Raw genomic sequence first — 19,311 nt, 5'->3', positions numbered from 1 at the left:
CGGAAGTTGGCATCGGGCACGACTATCGGACTTAATGGCGCCCTGTTTGACCATCGAACCCGCCCGACCGTTGCCCCTGGAGGGCCACCCGGTGTGCCGCACACGGTGACACCCACCACCAACTCGCCGCATGACACGACGCCTTGGGACGGGACGCGATGTCCGGAGGTCCTCAGCGGTGCCCAAGGGCGTAGGTGTTCCAGAGCTCGCCGGCCAAGAAGCGGCCGAAGCGCGTGAGAGCCGCGGTGCCGTGCGGGCCCGTTGTGCGGAACGTGGTGAGAAGGCGCGCGAGATCGGTGGCGCCGAGATGCGCCGTTCCCGTGCCCAGGAGACCGGCGTCGGTCCCGCCCGGTTCGTGGACGTGTCCGTTCAGGACGCGGAAGGTCAGCCGAGTCGTGTCGGCCCACAGGCGGACCGGGGCGCCGGGCGCCGGGTCCTTGCGGCCGGTGAAGGTGCGGGGGAGACCGTCGGTGTCGGTGCAGTGGAGCCGGTAGCGGACGGTGCCGTGCAGGACGGGGCGGCGTCCTCCGAAGGAGGGGCTGTCGATCCAGCCGTCCGCGCGCGCCTCGTGGTCGGGTTCCTCCAGGAAGGCGTCCACGTCGTCGGCCGTGACGGTGAGCCGAAACGCGAACGGTTCGGTCAGGGACCCGTCCGCACCTGGTGCGTAGCGTCCCCGCAGTCCCTCCGTGAACTGCAGAGAGGTGCGACGGGGGTACGCGCGGTGCGCGAGCGCCGGTGGCGCGGCGGGACGTGCTCCAGCAGGGGGGTGCACATACGGTCGGCCAGGGCCATGATGGTGAGGGCCGGGTTGGGGCCCACCGGGCCGGGCATGGGCGCCCCGTCGGCGACGTACAGGCCTGGGTGGCCGAAGACCTCGCCGTACGGATCGCAGACCCCGATGCCGGGGTGCCGGCCGATGGGGGCGCCGCCGAGGGGTGCACGGTGAGGACGCGCCGCCGGTGCCACAGCGGATGGTCGGCGTATCCGCCGCCGAGCGCGTCGGCGATTTGCCGCATGATGCCGCGCATCCGCTCGAACTGGGCCGCGCTGCCGTCCCGTACCGTCCAGGTACTGTCCAACCGGCCGCTGCGCATGCGTAGTTCGCCGTCCGGCACGTCTCGGCCCATCGCGAGCAGCGGCAGGGACGTACCGGTGAACGCGCCGTTGCCGAGGAGATCGGCGAACGCGCCCGCGAGGTTGGGGTCCGGGGCGTGGGAGATTCGGTCGAGCAGCAGCCTCCCGTCCAGGAAGGGGGCCGCCCGGGAGACTCCCTGCGGTGCGTGAGCGCCTTCGACGAGCCACACCACGAACCCCGGGTGTCCCGCGTCCTGGATGTACCCTCCGCGTGCCGTGCCCGGTACGCCGTCCAGTGCGTCGGACAGCCGGATGGAGCTGGTGATGACCGGACCGCGGCTGGGCCGCATCGGCCGGGGCTCGTTGCCCTGCCTGGCCCGGAGTACGAACGCGAGGTGGTCGCCGTTCGTCGAGAACCGGCTGCCGATCGCCGGGCTCAGACGGGGCAGGTTCCGGCGGCGAGGACCAGACGGTCGCAGCTGATGCTGTGGAGCGTTCGGGACTCCAGTCCCTCTTCCTCGTCCGGTTCATGTCTGACGTAGTCCACCGCGTATCCGCCACGCGCGAGCGCCCGCACAGCGCGCACCTCGTGCCCGGTGCGCCTGTCGGCGCCGTGCCGCCGTGCCGCCGACAGACAGGTGTGGTCGAGGCTGTTCTTGGCACCGTCGTTGCAGCCGAGGTCGCACTCGCCGCACAGCCGGCAGGTACGGCGGCCGACACCGTGCAGGTTGTCCTCCTCGGCGTCGGCCAGCGGCAGTCCGGGCCCGGGGGCGGCGCCCGGTTCCGGGGCGAAGCTGATCGCGAGCGGCGGCCGTTCCGCCGTCAGGCCCAGCCGTTCGGCCGCTTCACGCATCGCGTGCGCCCGGGGTGTGTCCGTGTAGCCGGGGCGGTCGAGCCGGTAGGGCACCGGGCGGAGCATCCGCTCGACCTCGTGCGGGTCCGCTGGCGACGACGGAGTCGAAGGCGCGGAAGCTCCACACGTCGAACAGGCCCTGCAGCCCTGCCTTCGGGTCCCTGAACGCACGGCCGATCTCGGCCGGGGAACGGGCGAAGGTGCCGGGCGGGTAGGCGCGTCCGCGTTCCAGCAGGACCACCTGCTGCCCGGCCGCGGCCAGCCGGTACGCCGTCACGGAGCCGCCGAATCCCGAGCCGACGACGACGGTGTGGACGTGCTCGGCGTGCGACTGCGCCACCTCATACCGCCCTTCGGCGGAGGAAGTCGATGAGGCGCGGGAACACGTCCCGGTGCGCGTTCCGGGCGATGAACATGTCCACATAGCCGTAGCGGGGGCGACGAACCGTTCGTAGCGGTCGGGGTCGCCGGTCGCCCGCGACATCTCCTCGTGCTCCTGTACGACGGAGTCCCCGAAGACGCGGTTGTGCTTGCCGGTCAGGAACAGCACCGGTGGGCCGCCCTCGGCCGCCGCCGCGAGGTAGTCCTCCGGGAGGCGCGCGTGACGCGGCTCGTCGGCGTCGTACTTCATGGCACGACCCGATCGTACGATTCTGTGGATGTGCCGGTGGTAGCCCAGCCCGACAGGGCCGAGCAGGGCTGCGATCCGGTCGTGGGTGACGGGGTCGAGATTGCCGTGGCTGTAGAGCGCGGGCCGGCCGGTGCCCCACAGGAAACTCACCATGTGGCAGCCCGGGTTGTCGCACTCGGGGTGGGCCAGTGACACCAGGCGGGCGAACAACCCGCTCCGGCTGAACCAGGCCGCGTCGCCGCCGCGCGGGTCGAGCCGGGACAGCCCGAGCATGCCCTCGACGAGCGCGGACCGTACGCCAGCTTCCAGCGCGACCAGGCCGGTACGCGCATCAGCAGGCCGACCGTGTTGGCGACGACGCTCGTGATGTCCCGTACGACGCCGGCGTACAGGCTCATGAGGAAGGTCAACGACCCGAGGCAGTGCGCCACGACGTGCACGCACCGGTCGCCGACTTGAAGCGGCTGCTCATCCGCATGTCGAGCGTCCGTACGTCCGTGAAACCGTTGTCGAGGAGGCAGGCCGCCAGATTCCGGTGCTCGGGCATGATGAACAGGTCGCTGGACGCGGTCAGTCCATGGACGAGGAGTACGACGTCGTCGCACTCCGCCCGGCGAAAACGGGTCAGTTGAAGGCCGAGCCCGTCCTCCGTGGTGACGGGGTGGACGCTGACCCGGGCGTCGGGAACACCGGTCGTGGTGTGACGGGGGACGACGGCGCCCTCCTGGATCGGCATGATGGTCCCCCTCGATCGGCCGGCCGCCTCACGAGGGCGCCGACGATCAGACAGAGGTCATCGTGGCGCTGCCGTCTTCGGCGAACCTGCACCAAACCTGAAATCGGCAGGTCACAGCGCCGACGCCAGGCCAGGCGCGGTTTCCTCGCGGCTCAGGGCACTTCGCCGCGGCTGCGTGCCACCGCTGCATCAAAGGGATGTCTGGACCGATACCGGGAATCAGGCCGCGACGAGCTCCTGCTCGCGGTCCGGCGTCTCGACCTTGGGCTTCTGGTTCGGCAGGGAGAGCCGGAAGACCTTGCGCCACGCGGAGAACACCTGCTGGGGGAGTGGCCCGGTGACGTAGTCGAGTTCGTACTTCTCGAACAGCGCGCGCACCTTCACCGCGACCTCGGCGTACCGGTTGCTCGGCAGGTCCGGGAACAGGTGGTGTTCGATCTGGTGGGAGAGGTTGCCGGTCATGAAGTGCATGGCTTTGCTGCCGCTGATGTTGGCGGAGCCCATCATCTGGCGCAGGTACCACTGACCGCGCGTCTCGCCCTTGATGGAGCGGCGTTCGAAGACCTGCACGCCCTCGGGGAAGTGCCCGCACATGATCACCGAGTGGGACCAGAGGTTGCGGACCAGGTTCGCGGTGAACGTGGCGGCGAGCGTGGGCAGGAACGACGGGCCCGACAGCAGCGGGTGGATCACGTAGTCCTTGAGCACCTGCTTGCGGATCTTGCGGCCCACGGCCTTGGCCCGCGCGCGGAACTCCGGGTCCTTGCGGCGGCGCTTGCGCAGGTTCTTGCCGAGCTCCAGGTCGTAGGCGGCGATCCCGTACTCGAAGAAGCAGGCGTTGATGAAGTTCCACAGCGGCTGGCCGAGGTGGAAGGGGTACCACTTCTGGTCCTCGTCGACGCGCATGATGCCGTAGCCGAGGTCGTTGTCCTTGCCGATGACGTTGGTGTACGTGTGGTGCAGCTCGTTGTGGGAGTGCTTCCACTGGTCGGCCGGCGAGACGTGGTCCCACTCCCAGGTGGTGGAGTGGATCTTCGGGTCTCGCATCCAGTCCCACTGGCCGTGCAGGATGTTGTGGCCGATCTCCATGTTGTCCATGATCTTCGCCACGGACAGCCCGGCGGTGCCGAGCAGCCACGCGGGCGGGAAGATCGAGAACAGCAGCACGCCCCTGCTGGCCAGCTCCAGCTTGCGCTGCGCCGAGATGACCTTGCGGATGTAGGCGGCGTCCTTCTCGCCACGGCTCGCGATCACCTCGTCGCGGATCGCGTCCAGCTCGCGGCCGAGCTCCTCGATCTGCTCCGCGGTCAGATGGGCGGTGGGGTCGATGGCGGTCACGGTGCTCCTACCGTTCGATGTCGCAGGGGCCCGCCGCGGCGGACACACAGGTCTGGATGAGGACGCCCGGCTCGGCCTGGGTGATCTCGCCGGTGCGCAGGTCGCGTACGGCGCCCGCCTTGAGCGGCGTGACGCAGCCGAAGCAGATGCCCATCCGGCACCCGGAGGGCATGAGCACACCGGCCTCCTCGCCGATGTCCAGCAACGGCGTGGCGCCATCCGCGTCGACGCTCTTGCCGGTGGCGCTGAACGTGACCTCGCCGCCGTCGCCGGTGGCGACGACGCTGGGGCGGAAGCGTTCGGTGTGCAGGCGCTCTGGTACGCCGTGCTCGCTCCAGTGCTTTTCGGCGGCATCCAGCAGGCCCGCGGGCCCGCAGGCCCAGGTCTCGCGCTCGGCCCAGTCGGGCACGAGTTCGTCGAGACGGGCGATGTCGAGCATGCCGTCCGTGTCGGTGTGCACCTCGGTGAGCCGCAGCTTGTTCGCCGCGACCAGGCCGTGCAGTTCGCCGCGGAAGATCACGTCCTGCGGTCGTGGCGCGCAGTGGACCATGACGACGTCGTCGAACGCGGTGTCGCGCAGCATGCCCATCACGGGCGTGATGCCGCTGCCGGCCGTCAGGTAGAGCACCTTGGCGGGCGGGGCCTTGGGCAGCACGAAGTCACCGGTCGCCTGGTCGAGCTGGATCAGCGTGCCCGGTTTCGCCCTGCGGACCAGGTGGTTGCTGACCTTGCCGTCCTCGATCGCCTTCACCGTGATCGTGATACGGCCGTCCCGGCGGTCTGTCGGTGAGGTGAGGGAGTAGGCACGCCACAGGCGCACCCCGTCGACGTCGATTCCGACCCGCACGTACTGACCGGCCGTGTGGCCGCGCCAGCCCCGTCCCGGCCGGATCACGATGGTCGCGGCGTCCGGCGTCTCGGGGCGTACGGCCTCGATGCGCCCGCGCAGATCGGCGCCCGCACGCAGCGGGCTGACCAGGTCGAGGTAGTCCGACGGTAGCAGTGGCGTCGTGACCATCTCCAGCAGTTTCCACGCCCTGCTGCGGAGGGCTGCACTCGTCATGACTCCAGCTTGATGCGCCTTGAGGTGTAAAGTCCTGACCGCAGGATGTGAATCTGGTCGGTGGAATTGTTCGCAGGGAATAAAAGACGTGAGCCATGCCATGCGGAGGGTCAGCGAACTGGCCCTGGACGAGACGACGGTCACAGCACTGCGGGCCGCGCTGAGGGCCACCGCCGACGAGGTCGTCCAGGCGATCATCGACGAGGTCCCGTCCTACGCCAATGCCCTGGCGGGCCCCATGGGCGCCACCATCCGCCGAGCCGTGCGCACCGCCCTGGGGCACTACCTGGACCTCGCGAGCGGGAACGCCACCGGCGGCGATGCCGGTGACGCCGCCTACGAGCTGGGGCGCGGCGAGGTACGCGACGGCCGATCGATGGACGCCCTGCTCAGCGCCTACCGCGTCGGCGCCCGCGTGGCGTGGCGATGCCTGGCAGCGGGTGCCGTACCTGCAGGTCTGCCCGCCGCCGAGGTGGCCAAGTTCGCCGAGCTGACCTTCGCCTACATCGACGAGCTGTCCGCAGCGAGTGCCGCGGGCCACGCCGACGAACTGGCTGCCCGGGGCCGGGCCCACGAGCGCCACCTGGAACAGCTGGCCCGCGACCTGCTCGCCGGCGCGAGCCCGGACGTGCTGCTGGTCTCTGCCCAACGGGCCGGGTGGCAGCCCCCGGTCTCCCTGACCGCCATCCTGCTGCCCGCCGCCCAGGCCCGGCCCGCCTACCGAGTGCTCGACCCCAGCACCCTCGTCCTCGACGATCTCCCGGACGCCACCGGCGTACTGCTCGTCCCCGACGCCGACCGCTCCCATCTCGTGCGGCAGCTGGCCGACCGCACCGCCGTCATCGGCCCGGCCCGTCCCTGGACGCGTGCGTCCGCCTCCTACCAACGCGCCGTGCGTGCACGCGTGCTCTCCCCAGACATCCGCGACACCGAGGACCACCTGCCCGAACTGGTGCTCAGCGCCGACGCGGACGCGTTCGCAGACCTGCGTGCCCGGGCCCTCGCACCATTGCGGACCTTGCCGGTTGCGACCGCACGGCGGCTGGAGGAGACGTTGCGGGAGTGGCTGCTGCACCAGGGCAGGCGGGAGGAGGTGGCGGCGGCGTTGTTCGTCCATCCCCAGACCGTCCGGTACCGGATGGCGCAGCTGCGGGAGCTGTTTCCGGATCTCGCATCGCCGCACAGGGTGCTTGAACTGACGCTGGCGGTGGGTCTTCGGGCCGGCTGACGCGTACGTCGACCATGTTCGCCGGCATGCGATCCATGCTGTGGCCGGCGGTCACCGTCTCATCGTCTGTCCGCACGCCCTTCGGTGATCAACGGTGCCCACCACGAGTCTCCTCGGACGGCCCGGACAGGCTGTCGGTGGCAGTTGCAACGAATATCGGCGTGACCGACGACGAGACCATCCACAGGAGGCGGCAACAGGCTGCGGTCGGCGAACTGCAGGCGCCTGCGCCGCCCGAGGCCGTGGCTGGGGCCGTGCTTGAGGCTGCGGTGGGGCATCCGATGCCGCCGCTGGGTCATCGAACGCACCACCGCCGCCTGGCCCGCGAAGCCACCTCATCCTCGCGGCGAGCACGACCGGTGGACGAATCGAGGAGACCCACACACTCTGGGAGGGCCTGGAGGACATCGCGGCAGCCGGTCCCGACAGTCAAGTTGCGTGCGCCGAGATAGCTCCGGCGACTTCTTCGCCCCGACAGGCCAGCGGGGTACTGGCGGTGGGCGTCCTGCAACGTTGACCGATCTGTCGCGGGAGAAGCGGTTCGCTTCGGGCGAGGGCGAGCTTCGCAGACGAGGTCAGCGAGACAGCGCCGCCGGCCCGGACGTCGACGACGAACTGGGACGCGGGGCATGGCTTCGAACTCATGCTCAGCGACGGCCGGGCCCGCCGGTCAGGCAATGCCTTCGATGATGCGGAAGTCGCGCTCGACGCCGTCGGGGAGGGCCACCAGCGCCTTCTGGTATGCCTCGCTCTCGTATGCCGCGACGGCCTGCTCAAAGCTGTCGAACTCGATCAGAACGACGCGTTGCGTGATTCCGGCCTCGTGGGCGACGACTCGACCGCCACGGGACAGGGTGCGCCCGCCCCCAGCCTGGACAGCCGGACGGGCCAGCTTGTTGTAGGCAGTCAGCGTCTCAGGGTCGGAAATGGCGGGGTAGACACTGACCCAGTAGCCCTTAGCCATGGAAACCTCCTGTGTTCGACCGGCCACGTCAGACGTCGAATTGACACGCGGACCGATCGATCCCGGCGACGGATACTGCGGTCAGTTGAATCGTCATATGCGCAGGTTAGGGCTTGATATGCGGTCGAGGGAAAGACCGGTACGGCCTAGGCTCAGAACGGATCGTTATCAATCGGCGGGGAGGGCACGTGGCGCCGGATACGGTGAGCCTGCGGTACTTCCTGGTACTGGCGCAGGAGTTGAACTTCACCCGCGCGGCCGCACGGATCGGTATCGCACAACCCGCACTCAGCGCCCGGATGCGCCGACTGGAGGCGGAACTCGGTACGGCCCTGCTGGTCCGTAACACGCGCAGCGTCGTATTGACCACGGCAGGTGCGGCGTTGGCGGAATCCGCGCCGCCCGCGCTGGCGGCGCTGGACCGGGCATGGGACACCGCCCGGAGCGCGGCGGCCGGTGAACTGGGCACGCTGCGCATCGGATACAGCCTCAGCACCGGCGCCGAGACGACACCGGCCCTGGTGGACAGGCTGATTCGCAGCAGCCCGGGACTCGAGGTCGGCGCGGTCCCGATGCCGACACCGGAGATCTCCCCCGCGGTGGCCGACGGCCGCATCGATGCCGGGATCACCCGCGGTGAACAACCGGGCCGTGGCGTGCGCCGGTTCCTGCTGCGGCGTGCGCGCATCGGAGTCCAACTGGCACAGCACCATCCGCTGGCCGAACACCCGGAGATCGAGATCGCCGACGCGGCCGCGTATCCGCTGCGACTCCCCGACCGTACGGCCAACCCCGTAATCCACGATCAGCTGTCCGCACTGTTCCGAGACACCCGACCACACCCCCGATTCCACACGACCGCAGCCTTTTTCGACATGTCTCAGCGCGACCTGCGCGACGGGGTCACCCTCGCCCCGGCCGGAGAAGCCGCGGCCACCGCACAACCGACCGGTCTCACCTGGCGACCACTGCGGGGCGCCCCCAGCCTGACGATCCACCTGGTCCTCCCACGCGAGCAGTCGCCGCTACACCACCGCATCCATACCGTCGCCAAGACCCTCGCGCACGAACTGCACTGGCTGCCGGACTGAAACGCAAGAGGTGCAGCGAGACGGCTACCGGTCGCCGGTGCGATCGCGCACCGTGCGGCGAGCAGTTCCCGGATACGGAAGGCGGTGGCGTCGTCGGCGGTGACGTCATGTGGCGCTTCCTCGCGCTCACCGCTTCACCGCCTGAGGTGATCGGCTCGCTCCACGGCAAGTCCAGCACGGTTCCCTGCAGCCGGATTCGGTAGGGATACCTGGGCGTGGCGCGAAGGCCGGAGCAACACCGGCTGGGGCTCCTTCACCCTCGGTTGCCCTCGCGCACCGGAAGGGGGCCCGCCCAGCAGCGGCCGCCCGGCCAGCCCGCGTCCTGGGACCTGCCGGCTTTCCCGGACACCGTCGCGAACCTCCTTTCGGTCATAGCTGAAACGTCTGGTGGCTGTGGGGCCCCGGTGTGAGTCTTGGCGCGCGAGTCCGACCACTCAGACATCCGGGGGATGACATGTAGTCGCTCAAGACGGCCGCGGCGGCCCTGCTCTGCGCAGGCGCACTGGTCACCACGACCGGCAGCGCCGAGGCCGCACAGGAGTCCCAGGACAGCGGGAGCACTGTCCTGGTCGTGAACACCTTCCAGAGCCTCGGCACACCGCGCTGCATGGACGACAGCCGGGAATACGGGTTCCGTACGTTCCCCCTGCAACAGCGGCCGCTACCAGCAGTGGGACGTCCACGCCTTCAACGACGGCACGCGCCGCCTGGGCACGCTACTACCGCGGCCAGCGCGCCTACAGCCAGTCGAAGATCACGTTCGGGCTGTGCGGTGTGGAACTCAACCGGCGCAGCGAGGAAGGCGATTGGGGCATCACCAGCAACATCTCCCACCCTGGCGTCGCACCGACCAGCCTGCTGTCCGCCCGCCCCGAGATGGGGCGGGACAAGGACACCCTCGGTGTCCGCGTGATCCATTTCCTGTCCGCCCGCGGCATCCTCCTCGGAACCGTCGAGAGCGCGAAATTCCCCGCCCTGTACGCCGCCACGTCCCCGGATGCCAAGCCCGGGCGGTTCTACGGACCCAGCGGACCGCTCCACCTGGGTGGCCCACCCGCCGAGCAAAAGCTCTACAGCCGCCTCACCAGCACCCAAGAGGCCACCCGAGTATGGGAAACCTCCGAACAACTCACCGGCCTGCGCCTCCAGGGAGCCCGCCAGGTGGCGCGGGGGAGGACAGACGGGTCAATGCCACGGGCCTGGTCGGCCGTGCGTCGGTGACGCTCCGTCACGAGTCGCGGCACTGTCGGCGAGTGCGACGACGTTGTACGGATTCCGCCTCCGCACCACCGCGGCCAATAGCAACGGGTCAAGAAGGCCATCGCACCCCTACGCCGCGGCCTGCCGATCGACACCCCAGGCGAACGGCCGCCCCTGCCGCGCGACGTCACCCGCTGGATCCCGACCGCGCCATCCCGCCGCAGCCCGCGCGCAGCCGAGGCACTCCCGCGGCTGTTCGAGCACTGTCCAGAACCGGACCGCGCCCACGATCTGGTACGTCAGTTCGCTGCCGAGGGTGAGCCCGGCGACCTCGGTCACGGGCCCACCGTCGTCCAACCGGGTCCTGGTCTGCCACTTCTGTTGCCTACCGGTGCGTGCTCAGGCCGTCGAGGATGAGCCCGAGCATGTGGGGGGCGCGGTCCTCAGGGGTGGACGCTGCGCGCCAGAGTGCCCCGGTGAGCTGGAGGAAATCGCCGGGGTCGGCGTCCTGGCGGATGCTGTCGTCCTTCTTGCCGGCGTCCAGGAGCTGGGTGAGGGCGGCGATGACGGGGCCGTAGCTCTCCTCGGTGATCGCCTGATGCGCCCCGGCGCTGAGGGCGTCACCCAGGCCGTGCTTCTTGCGCATGGCTTCGACGAGGTCCGTGGTCCAGTGGCGCAGCGCCTCCAGTGGCGGCATCTCGGCCAGCAGGTCCGGCACGGTGCCGGTGATGCGCGCCACCTCGTCCTGGTAGACGGCCAGCACCAGGGCCTCGCGGGTGGGGAAGTTGCGGTACAGCGTGCCCGCCCCGACTCCGGCGCGCTGAGCCACCTGGTTCATCGAGGCGTTGCCGTCCTCGCTGATCGCCTCGCGGGCGGCCGCGAGGATGCGTGCCCGGTTCTCGCGAGCGTCTGAACGGACCACGGGGACCTCACCTTGCTAAGTGGAGAACTCTCCACTACGGTATTCGGAGAGCTCTCCACTTACTTTAGAGGGGCGTCATGCACTACATCAAGCTCGGCACCACCGGCATGGACGTGTCACCGATCGCGATCGGCGCGATGACCTATGGCGATCCCGACCGCGGGCACCCCGTCTGGTCGAAGGGCGAGCAGGACGCCCGGCCGCTCATCCGGCACGCGGTGGAGGCGGGGATCAACTTCTTCGACACCGCGAACATGTACTCCAACGGTTCCAGCGAGGAAATCCTCGGCCGCGCGCTGAAGGACTACGCCGACCGCGACGCCGTGGTCATCGCCACGAAGCTGCGCCACCCGATGCGCCTCGGCCCGAACGGACGGGGGCTGTCGCGCAAGGCGATCATGACGGAGGTCGACCACTCCCTGCGCCGCCTGGGAACGGACTACATCGACCTCTACCAGATCCACCGCAACGACCACTCCACCCCCTGGGAGGAGACGCTCGAAGCGCTCAACGACCTCGTGAAGGCCGGCAAGGTCCGCTACCTCGGTGCCTCCTCCATGCACGCATGGGAGTTCGCGAAGGCCCTGCACCTGCAGAAGCAGAACGGCTGGGCGCGCTTCGTGTCGATGCAGAACCACTACAACCTCCTCGCCCGCGAGGAGGAGCGCGAAATGATCCCGCTGTGCCTGGACGAGGGTGTCGGCACAGTCATCTGGTCGCCCCTGGCGCGCGGACGCCTGGCCCGCGCGTGGGACGACGCCCGCGCCACGGCACGCTCCGAGACGGACGGAGCGTACGCGGACCTCCTCTACTCACCCGAGGAGGAGGCGTCCAACAAGGCGATAGTCGACGCGGTCGGGCAGGTGGCGGACGCGCGCGGCGTCACCCGTGCGCAGGTCGCACTCGCCTGGCTGCAACGTCAGCCGGTCGTCACCGCACCGCTGGTCGGCGCCGGGTCGATCCGGCAGATCGACGAGGCCGTGGCCTCCCTGGAAGTCGAGCTCACCGACGACGAGGTGCGCGCCCTGGAGGCCCCATACACGCCGCGGTACGACTGGCAGGGCGTCTCGGACGAAGCCGAGATGGAGGCCATCCGCCGACGCGTCCCCGGAATGGCCCTGGCATGAAGCCCATGGAGCCCGTGAAGCCCATCGTCCGCTCCGGCGCTGCCACCAACGCCGGGGCCCTCCTCATCCTCCTCGGCCCGCTCCTGTCCTGGCTCGCCGAGTTCATCACCGCTGCCGCCTGGCAGGACCCGCCGTACTCACCCCTCTACAACTGGGTCAGTCACCTCGGCCTGACCGGTCCGGCACAGACCGCGTTCGGGCAGGTCGCGAACTCCCCTCTCGGGGCCGTCATGGACACGGGCTGGGTCCTCTACGGCATCCTCCTGATCGTCGGCTCGTTCCTCGTGTTCGACCCCCGCAGGGGCCCCCGCCCGGTCATTGTCCTGGTCCTCGCCGTCCTCGCCGGCATCGGAGTCGCGCTCGTCGGCATCGTCCAGGGCTCCAACGCCAACGTCGACAACGGCCTCATCGCGTTCCACACCCTCGGCGCGCAGACCGTCATGATCGCCGGCAACACCATGGCGATCGTCGTCGGAGCCAATGGAGCCCGCGCCGGTCTCGGCAGGGGCAGGTCGCTCGCGAGCGTCGCACTCGGCACCCTCGGACTGATCGCGTTCCCGCTCTTCATGGCCGACGTCCTCACCGGCTGGATGTGGAACGTCGGCATGTTCGAGCGCGCCGTGATCTACCCGATCATGATCGGCCACGCCCTCCTCGGAAGCGGCCTGGCCGCTTCCGCCCCGCGTCGTCACGCGACGCGCCCGCTACCCCCTTTCGATGCGCACGTCGCGCGCTGAGGAGACACAGATGTCACAGGTACTGGTCACCGGAGGAACAGGTTTCATCGGCAGCTGGTGCGTCCTGACCCTGCTCGAAGCCGGACACGCCGTACGCACCACGGTTCGCGACCTGCGGCGTGAACCGGCACTGCGCTCATGGCTCCACGAGGCCGGTCCGTTCGACGACGACCGCCTCACGGTCGTACGCGCCGACCTCGAACACCCCGAGGACTGGGACGACGCCGTCGCCGACTGCGACTACGTCCTGCACGTCGCCTCCCCGACCCTGCGTCACACCCCGGCGAACGACGACGACCTGGTCGTCCCGGCACGGGAGGGCGTTGTACGAGTGCTGCGCGCCGCCCGTGACGCCAAAGTCCGCCGGGTCGTCCTCACCAGTGCCTTCGGTGCCATCGGGATCGGGCACCCACCGCGCTCGACCCCGTTCACCGAGGAGGACTGGACCGACCTCGACAGCGACATCCCGCCCTACCAGCGCTCCAAGACCCTGGCCGAGCGCGCCGCCTGGCAGTTCGTCCAAGAAGAAGGTGATGGTCTGGAGCTGACAGCGGTGCATCCCGTGGGCGTCTTCGGCCCCCTGCTCGGCCCGGACGACCCGCCGTCCCTGCGTCTGGTGCGCAGAATGCTCGAGGGACGGGTCCCGGCGTGCCCGCCCTTCGCCATGGGCTACGTGGATGTGCGCGACGTCGCCGACCTGCACGTGCGTGCGATGACCGATCCGGCAGCCGCCGGCGAGCGCTTCCTTGCCGTCGCCGGGCACAGCCTGCGCGTCGTCGAGATAGCCCGCATACTGCGTGACCGCCTGGGTGAGCGCGCCGCGAAGGCCCCGACCCGTGAACTGCCCGTCTGGCTCGCCCGCGCGCTGGGTGTCGTGAACCCGGAACTACGACTGCTCAGGCACCAGCTCGGCCGCGATCTCGACGCCACGAGCGCCAAGGCCGAGCGACTCCTGGGGTGGCGGGCCCGGCCGATCGAGGACACCATCGCCGAGACGGCCGAGAGTCTCCTTGCACACGGCATCGGCCTATGACCGAGACGGCAGCGCGCTTCCATGGATGCACAGCGCCGGGCAGAACAGACCTGCCCACAAAGGCCATTGACGTTGCCCCGACCCGTGCACCGGAGTCCTGAATCGCCGTCTGCCGGCCGCCTGCCGTCACCGGTCCAAGCTTGGTGAACTACCGCTGAAGCGAAGGGACCGTCTGCCGTGCAGGTGCGTGACCCCTGACCGGACGATCGCCCTCAAGCGCACCGTGGGCACGGGGCGGGGCGAAGGTGCCGTAGGCCGGACCGAGTTCGCAGCGGAGTCAGGAGCAGTCCGGCTTCGAGCGGGGCGGCAGTCCGCCACGGCGGCAGCAGCGGGTCGACGAAGGCCGACGTGCCACCCGGGCAACGCACAGCGGAAAGCCCGGAACAACCACTGCCAGCCTGTGCGGTCCGCGCACAGGATCGCGTTCATGATCTCGCGCAGTTCGTGCCGGGCCAGCTCGCATACACATGACGGCCGTTCATGACCTGGGCGTACCGCGCACTGGAGGCGTGTGCCCGGGCGTGTGTTCCACCTCGCAACAGCGCACCCAACTCACCAAGGGCGAGCGGAACTTGTCTCGCTCGCCCGGAGGGCCAGATCGCCGCGGCCGAGGTGGCAGCGAGCCGCCGCTCTGCTCGCGGCCGTGGCACTGGCCGCCCTTGCCGCGGCCCCGAGCTGGCCGTACGCCTTCGCCGCGGCAGGGTGTGCCGGCCTCGGAGTCGCCGCCCTCACCCCGCTGTGCGTCGCAGCGGCGGGCCGACTGCGACCCGGCGCCCCCGAGACGGTGCTGGCCCGGCTCAACGTCTTCAACTACGTCGGCGTCCTCGTCGGAGCCGGAGCGAGCGGGGGGGGGCTCGGGGCGACGGGCCACTTCCGCATCGCCTATGCGGTTCCCGCCGCACTCGCCCTGCTCCTGGTGGCCGCGGCACGCTTCTTCCGGCCCGGCGACCTTCCGCCCCGCAGCCCTTGATTCGTTCATTCGACGCGAGGTCCGCCGCGTCGAGGGCAATGAGGTCCCGGTTGTGTTCGGCCCACTGGCCCGACTCTGGTCCATGCCCCGGCCAATTCGGCGGAGACCATGCCTGGCTCCTCGCCGCCCACTTCCACCCGCCCCCGAACCACTGGGGTGTAACCCCGGTGCGAGAGCAGCGGAGTTTCCGGTTTCGTGTGCGGATGTCGGGTCAGCACACCCACACACGAGAGGTCCCGCCGTGACCGTCCCCCTTCCCGTGGTCTTCATCCACGGCCTTTGGCTGCACAGCTCCTCCTGGCAACCGTGGATCGATCTGTTCCGCGCGGAGGGCTACGACCCTTCCGCGCCGGGGTGGCCCGGCGACCCCGACACTGTCGAGGAGGCGCGTCAGAACCCCGAGAGCGTGGCCGGATACGGCATCGACGACGTCGTGGACCACTACGCGACCCTGTTCGAGACCCTGCCCGCGCGGCCCCTCGTGATCGGGCACTCCTTCGGCGGGATGATCGCCCAGAAGCTGCTCGGCCAGGACCGCGCCGCCGCCGCGGTCGCGATCGACGCCGCACAGATCAAGGGCGTCCTGCCACTGCCCCTGTCCGCACTGAAGGCGACGCTCCCGGTCTTCAAGAACCCGGCCAACAAGCGCCGGTCGGTCTCCCTGACCCCGGAGCAGTTCAGGTTCGCCTTCGGCAACGCCATCGCGGAGGAGGAATCGGCGGCCCTGTACGAGCGCTGGACCATCCCCGCGCCGGGCAAGCCGCTCTACGAGGCAGCCGCCGCCAACTTCAACCCCCACTCGCCCGCGAAGGTCGACACGGACAACAGCGGACGCGGCCCGCTGCTGCTCATCTCCGGCGGCAAGGACCACACCGTGCCCGAGGTCGTCACCCGGGCCACCCTCAAGCAGTACCGGCATTCCGAGGCCGTCACGGACATCATCAACTTCCCCGACCGCGGGCACTCCCTGACGATCGACGGCGGCTGGCGCGAGGTCGCGGACACCGTTCTCACCTGGCTGCGGCAGCAGAGTCCGGAGACCGCACGATGACGTCGCCCTCCCGGAGCACCGCAACCCCCGGTGCCGACGCGGGCCTTGTGGGACAGGCCGTCGTGGTCACCGGTGCCGGGCGCGGTATCGGACTGGCCGTCGTCGAGGCCTTCCTCGCGGCCGGTTCCAGCGTCGTCGCCGGATCGAGGGAACGTACCGAAGCCCTCGACGCGCTGGTGAAGCAGGGCGCCGAACTCACCGTCGTGGAAGTCGACCTGGCGACCCCCGACGGTCCGGCCGCGCTGGTCGCCGAAGCCGTAGCCGTCCACGGTGGTGTCGACGTCCTCGTGAACAACGTCGGCGCGGTACGGCCGCGGGTCGACGGCTTCCTGAGCGTGACGGACGAGGACTGGGAGTGGACGTTCACGGTCAACCTCATGGCCGCCGTCCGCACCACCCGGGCCGCCCTGCCACACCTGCTCGCCACCGGCGCGGGACGCATCGTCACCGTCTCCTCCGTCAACGCCAGGCTGCCGGACCCGCTGGTCATCGACTACGGCGCGGCGAAGGCGGCCTTGACCAACTTCTGCAAGGCCCTGTCCAAGGAAGTGGGGCCGCAGGGCGTGCGGGTGAACACCGTCGGACCGGGCCCGGTGGAGACGGCGCTGTGGCAGGGCGCCGACGGTGTCGCCGCCACGGTCGGCGCCTCCCGGGGCGTCGATCCCCGTGAGGTGGCCCGCGGTGCGGCAGGCCAGTCGGTGACCGGTCGCTTCACCCGTCCGGCCGAGGTGGCCGATCTCGTCGTCTACCTCGCCGGTCCCGCGGCAACGAACATCACCGGCGCCGACTTCATCATCGACGGCGGCCTCGTCGAGTCCCTCTGACCCGCCGTCACGTAGCAGGCCCGCCACCGGCATCGCCGCTTATCGCTCACCCCCTCACATCCCTTGGATGGACCAGTGAGACTCCGCCTGCCCGGATCCCGCCGCCTGGCGGCGGCGATCCTCGCCCTGGCCGTCGGCCTCGGCACGACCACCCTCACGGCCGCGGCCTCAGCCAAGCCGGCATCGTCGGCCGGCGAGCGGATGCCCGCCGGCTTCAGCGAAAACAAGTCCCAGGTCGCCGGAACCGGCATCAACTACGTCATCGGCGGCCACGGCCCGACGCTGGTCCTGATCCACGGCTACCCGCAGACCTGGTACGAGTGGCACGGCATCATGCCCGCGCTCGCCGAGCACTACACGGTCATCGCCCCGGACCTGCCCGGCGCGGGCCACAGCGACGCCCCGGCGTCCGGCTACGACAAGAAGACCATGGCCGCCAAGCTGCACGCACTTCTCGCGTCCCTCGGCAAGGACCACGACGTGAACGTCGTCGGCCACGACATCGGCACGATGGTCGCCTACGCCTACGCCGCGCAATACCCGCACAGCGTCAGGAAACTGGTCCTCAGCGAGGCGCCGATCCCCGACCAGGGCATCTACCAATTTCCGTCGCTGACGGCCCAGGGACCGGGCGCATGGCACTTCGGCTTCTTCTCCCTGCAGACCGGCCTCCCGGAGAGCCTGATCCGGGGCCGTGAGCTGACCTGGACGTCGGGCTTCATGCGGGGCCTCGCCGTACACAAGGAAGCCCTGACCCCGGACGACCTCCAGGTCTTCGCCTCCTACCTGCGCGACCACGCACGCCTCGAAGCGAGCTTCGCGTGGTTCAGGACCTTCCCCCAGGACATCGCCGACAACGCACGGTTCCAGCAGAAGCCGCTGACCATGCCGGTGCTCGCGATCGGCGCCTCCGGCAGCCTCGGTTCGTCCGTCGCGAAGCAGGTACGCCGCTACGCCACCCACGTCACCCCGGCCGTCGTCCCCGACTCCGGCCACTGGATCTACGAGGAGCACCCCGAAGAAATGACCGACATGCTGCTGCATTTCCTGGGCGGGCACCGATGACGTCAGGAGCGAAAGTGACCCGGTTCTTCCCGACCTTTGCGCCGACGGCCGAACGTGAACCCTTCTGGTTCCTCGGCGGCCAGGCCAGGATCCTGCTGCCCGGCACCGCGACCGACAACCGGCTCAGCCTGATGGAGTTCGCCGACCCGGTCGGCCACGCGCCCCCGCACCATGTCCACGAGGACGAGGAGGAGGTCTGGTTCGTCCTCGACGGCGAGGTGACGTTCTTCGTCGGCGACCAGCGCCACGACCTGGTGCCCGGACAGGTCGCGTACGGGCCGCGCGGGGTCCCGCACAGCTATCTGGTGCGCTCGCCGGAAGGGGCGCGGATCGCGGTGCTGTTCAGCCCGGCCTGGATAGAGGAGTACTTCAGGTCCAACGGCACCCCTGTCGCCGAAGCGGGAGACCTGCCGCCGGAGTTCGATCTCGCGGCGGTCGTGGCCTCGGCCGAGGCCTTCCACCTGCGGGTCACCGGACCGCCGCCGTCCTTGTGAGTCAGACCGCCCCGTGAGAGCGGGAAAGACGAGGAGCACAGCCATGACAGGCACCGAACCCGTCCCCGTCCGTCCATCCACGCGCGCCGTGCACCGCAAGAAGCTGATGCTCTCGGCGATGGCCGCCGCAACGCTGCTCGCGATCCCGGCACTGACCGCCGCCACGCCCACCGGCGCCCAGGCGGTGACGGAGTCGGCCAAACCGAGCACCCCAAGACCCACCGTGGTCCTCGTCCACGGCGCGTTCGCCGACTCGTCGAGCTGGGACGCGGTCACGTCACGGCTCCAGCGGCAGGGCTATCCGGTCATCGGCGTCGCGAACCCGCTCCGCGGTCTGGCCGGCGACTCGGCCTACGTGTCGAGTGTCCTGGACACCATCGCGGGGCCGGTCATCCTGGTCGGCCACTCCTACGGAGGCGCCGTCATCACCGACGCCGCGGTCGGCCACCCCAATGTGAAGGCCCTGGTCTACATCGCCGCGTTCGCCCCCGACCAGGGCGAGTCCGGCCTGGCGATCCTCGGAAAGTACCCAGGCAGTCAGCTCCCACCGGCGCTGACGGTCCGCCCCTTCCCGGGCGGCCAGGACGCCTACGTCAGCCCCGCGGACTTCCGCCAGGTCTTCGCCGCCGACGTACCGGACGGCAAGGCCCGCCTGATGGCGGCCGGGCAACGGCCGGTGGCGCTGGCCGCCTTCGAGGAACCCAGCAGCACGCCGGCATGGAAGACCGTGCCGTCCTGGTTCCTGGTCGCAGGCGCCGACCACGCCATCCCACCCGCTGCGGAACAGGCGATGGCCCAGCGCGCGGGCTCTCACACCGAGGTGATCCGCACCGCCTCGCACGCGGTCCTCGTCTCCCACCCCGAAGCGACCGCACACATCATCGAAACCGCCGCCCGCGCCACCTCCTGA

At 70.0% G+C, this 19,311-nt stretch carries 21 protein-coding genes and 1 pseudogene; 12 read left to right on the top strand and 10 right to left on the bottom strand.

Annotation, left to right across the window (positions count from 1 at the left end):
* Window positions 1-172 precede the first annotated feature (172 nt).
* The 7 genes from ABZ848_RS41765 to ABZ848_RS41735 all read right to left on the bottom strand — a co-directional run bounded on the left by ABZ848_RS41765 (window position 173) and on the right by ABZ848_RS41735 (window position 5,695).
* Window positions 173-598: a hypothetical protein gene (locus tag ABZ848_RS41765; RefSeq protein ID WP_360840562.1), complete on the bottom strand. Its 426-nt coding sequence runs from the start codon at window positions 596-598 to the stop codon at window positions 173-175.
* 41 nt (window positions 599-639) lie between these two features.
* The gene (locus tag ABZ848_RS41760) at window positions 640-1,605 is read right to left on the bottom strand and encodes a GMC oxidoreductase (protein WP_360840561.1); all 966 of its coding nucleotides are present in this window, start codon (window positions 1,603-1,605) and stop codon (window positions 640-642) included.
* Window positions 1,511-1,927 carry a hypothetical protein gene (locus ABZ848_RS41755; protein WP_360840560.1) on the bottom strand — a complete coding sequence of 139 codons (417 nt, stop codon included), beginning with the start codon at window positions 1,925-1,927 and terminating at the stop codon, window positions 1,511-1,513. Before ABZ848_RS41755 ends, ABZ848_RS41760 begins: the two co-directional genes overlap by 95 nt.
* A complete protein-coding gene (locus tag ABZ848_RS41750) occupies window positions 1,920-2,831 on the bottom strand; it encodes an FAD-dependent oxidoreductase (protein ID WP_360840558.1) in 912 nt (303 codons plus the stop codon). The genes ABZ848_RS41755 and ABZ848_RS41750 overlap by 8 nt, the downstream gene beginning before the upstream one ends.
* A gap of 133 nt (window positions 2,832-2,964) precedes the next feature.
* Window positions 2,965-3,294 (bottom strand): hypothetical protein, encoded by a 330-nt coding sequence (locus tag ABZ848_RS41745; protein WP_360840557.1) that lies wholly within the window; start codon window positions 3,292-3,294, stop codon window positions 2,965-2,967.
* Between the two features lie 219 nt (window positions 3,295-3,513).
* Window positions 3,514-4,632: an acyl-CoA desaturase gene (locus ABZ848_RS41740; RefSeq protein WP_360840556.1), complete on the bottom strand. Its 1,119-nt coding sequence runs from the start codon at window positions 4,630-4,632 to the stop codon at window positions 3,514-3,516.
* 7 nt (window positions 4,633-4,639) lie between these two features.
* On the bottom strand, window positions 4,640-5,695 hold the full coding sequence (locus tag ABZ848_RS41735) for a ferredoxin reductase (RefSeq protein WP_360840555.1): 1,056 nt from the start codon (window positions 5,693-5,695) through the stop codon (window positions 4,640-4,642).
* A gap of 88 nt (window positions 5,696-5,783) precedes the next feature.
* Here ABZ848_RS41735 and ABZ848_RS41730 point away from each other — a divergent pair, with 88 nt between their 5' ends.
* Entirely contained in the window at window positions 5,784-6,923 is a 1,140-nt protein-coding gene (locus ABZ848_RS41730) for a helix-turn-helix domain-containing protein (RefSeq protein WP_360840554.1), read from the top strand.
* 670 nt (window positions 6,924-7,593) lie between these two features.
* Here the strand turns inward: ABZ848_RS41730 and ABZ848_RS41725 are convergent.
* The gene (locus ABZ848_RS41725; RefSeq protein WP_360840552.1) at window positions 7,594-7,887 is read right to left on the bottom strand and encodes a DUF1330 domain-containing protein; all 294 of its coding nucleotides are present in this window, start codon (window positions 7,885-7,887) and stop codon (window positions 7,594-7,596) included.
* A 188-nt stretch (window positions 7,888-8,075) separates the two neighbouring features.
* Between ABZ848_RS41725 and ABZ848_RS41720 the strand changes: the two genes are divergently transcribed.
* Together ABZ848_RS41720 and ABZ848_RS41715 are read left to right on the top strand one after the other, a co-directional pair.
* The gene (locus ABZ848_RS41720; protein ID WP_360840551.1) at window positions 8,076-8,978 is read left to right on the top strand and encodes a LysR family transcriptional regulator; all 903 of its coding nucleotides are present in this window, start codon (window positions 8,076-8,078) and stop codon (window positions 8,976-8,978) included.
* Between the two features lie 720 nt (window positions 8,979-9,698).
* Window positions 9,699-10,199, top strand: a pseudogene (locus ABZ848_RS41715) (hypothetical protein); the annotation flags it as partial.
* Between the two features lie 108 nt (window positions 10,200-10,307).
* Here ABZ848_RS41715 and ABZ848_RS41710 read toward each other — a convergent pair.
* Together ABZ848_RS41710 and ABZ848_RS41705 are read right to left on the bottom strand one after the other, a co-directional pair.
* On the bottom strand, window positions 10,308-10,517 hold the full coding sequence (locus ABZ848_RS41710) for a hypothetical protein (RefSeq protein ID WP_360840549.1): 210 nt from the start codon (window positions 10,515-10,517) through the stop codon (window positions 10,308-10,310).
* Between the two features lie 46 nt (window positions 10,518-10,563).
* A complete protein-coding gene (locus tag ABZ848_RS41705; protein ID WP_360840547.1) occupies window positions 10,564-11,100 on the bottom strand; it encodes a TetR/AcrR family transcriptional regulator in 537 nt (178 codons plus the stop codon).
* A gap of 77 nt (window positions 11,101-11,177) precedes the next feature.
* Here ABZ848_RS41705 and ABZ848_RS41700 point away from each other — a divergent pair, with 77 nt between their 5' ends.
* From ABZ848_RS41700 to ABZ848_RS41660, 9 genes are all read left to right on the top strand, one after another.
* Window positions 11,178-12,227: an aldo/keto reductase gene (locus tag ABZ848_RS41700; RefSeq protein WP_360840546.1), complete on the top strand. Its 1,050-nt coding sequence runs from the start codon at window positions 11,178-11,180 to the stop codon at window positions 12,225-12,227.
* A 14-nt stretch (window positions 12,228-12,241) separates the two neighbouring features.
* Window positions 12,242-12,964 (top strand): DUF998 domain-containing protein, encoded by a 723-nt coding sequence (locus ABZ848_RS41695; protein ID WP_360840544.1) that lies wholly within the window; start codon window positions 12,242-12,244, stop codon window positions 12,962-12,964.
* Between the two features lie 10 nt (window positions 12,965-12,974).
* On the top strand, window positions 12,975-13,997 hold the full coding sequence (locus tag ABZ848_RS41690; RefSeq protein WP_360840543.1) for an aldehyde reductase: 1,023 nt from the start codon (window positions 12,975-12,977) through the stop codon (window positions 13,995-13,997).
* 511 nt (window positions 13,998-14,508) lie between these two features.
* Window positions 14,509-14,967: an MFS transporter gene (locus ABZ848_RS41685; protein ID WP_360840541.1), complete on the top strand. Its 459-nt coding sequence runs from the start codon at window positions 14,509-14,511 to the stop codon at window positions 14,965-14,967.
* 241 nt (window positions 14,968-15,208) lie between these two features.
* A complete protein-coding gene (locus ABZ848_RS41680; protein WP_360840539.1) occupies window positions 15,209-16,018 on the top strand; it encodes an alpha/beta hydrolase in 810 nt (269 codons plus the stop codon).
* Window positions 16,015-16,842: an SDR family oxidoreductase gene (locus ABZ848_RS41675; protein WP_360840537.1), complete on the top strand. Its 828-nt coding sequence runs from the start codon at window positions 16,015-16,017 to the stop codon at window positions 16,840-16,842. The genes ABZ848_RS41680 and ABZ848_RS41675 overlap by 4 nt, the downstream gene beginning before the upstream one ends.
* 75 nt (window positions 16,843-16,917) lie before the next feature.
* The gene (locus ABZ848_RS41670) at window positions 16,918-17,907 is read left to right on the top strand and encodes an alpha/beta hydrolase (RefSeq protein WP_360840535.1); all 990 of its coding nucleotides are present in this window, start codon (window positions 16,918-16,920) and stop codon (window positions 17,905-17,907) included.
* Window positions 17,908-17,921: 14 nt separating this feature from the next.
* The gene (locus ABZ848_RS41665; protein ID WP_360840534.1) at window positions 17,922-18,401 is read left to right on the top strand and encodes a cupin domain-containing protein; all 480 of its coding nucleotides are present in this window, start codon (window positions 17,922-17,924) and stop codon (window positions 18,399-18,401) included.
* Window positions 18,402-18,444: 43 nt separating this feature from the next.
* Window positions 18,445-19,311, top strand: a complete 867-nt coding sequence (locus tag ABZ848_RS41660) for an alpha/beta hydrolase (protein WP_360840532.1) — start codon at window positions 18,445-18,447, stop codon at window positions 19,309-19,311.

Source organism: Streptomyces sp. NPDC047081 (assembly GCF_040643775.1).
Lineage (GTDB): Bacteria > Actinomycetota > Actinomycetes > Streptomycetales > Streptomycetaceae > Streptomyces.
This window is presented reverse-complemented; position numbering and strand designations above follow the sequence as displayed.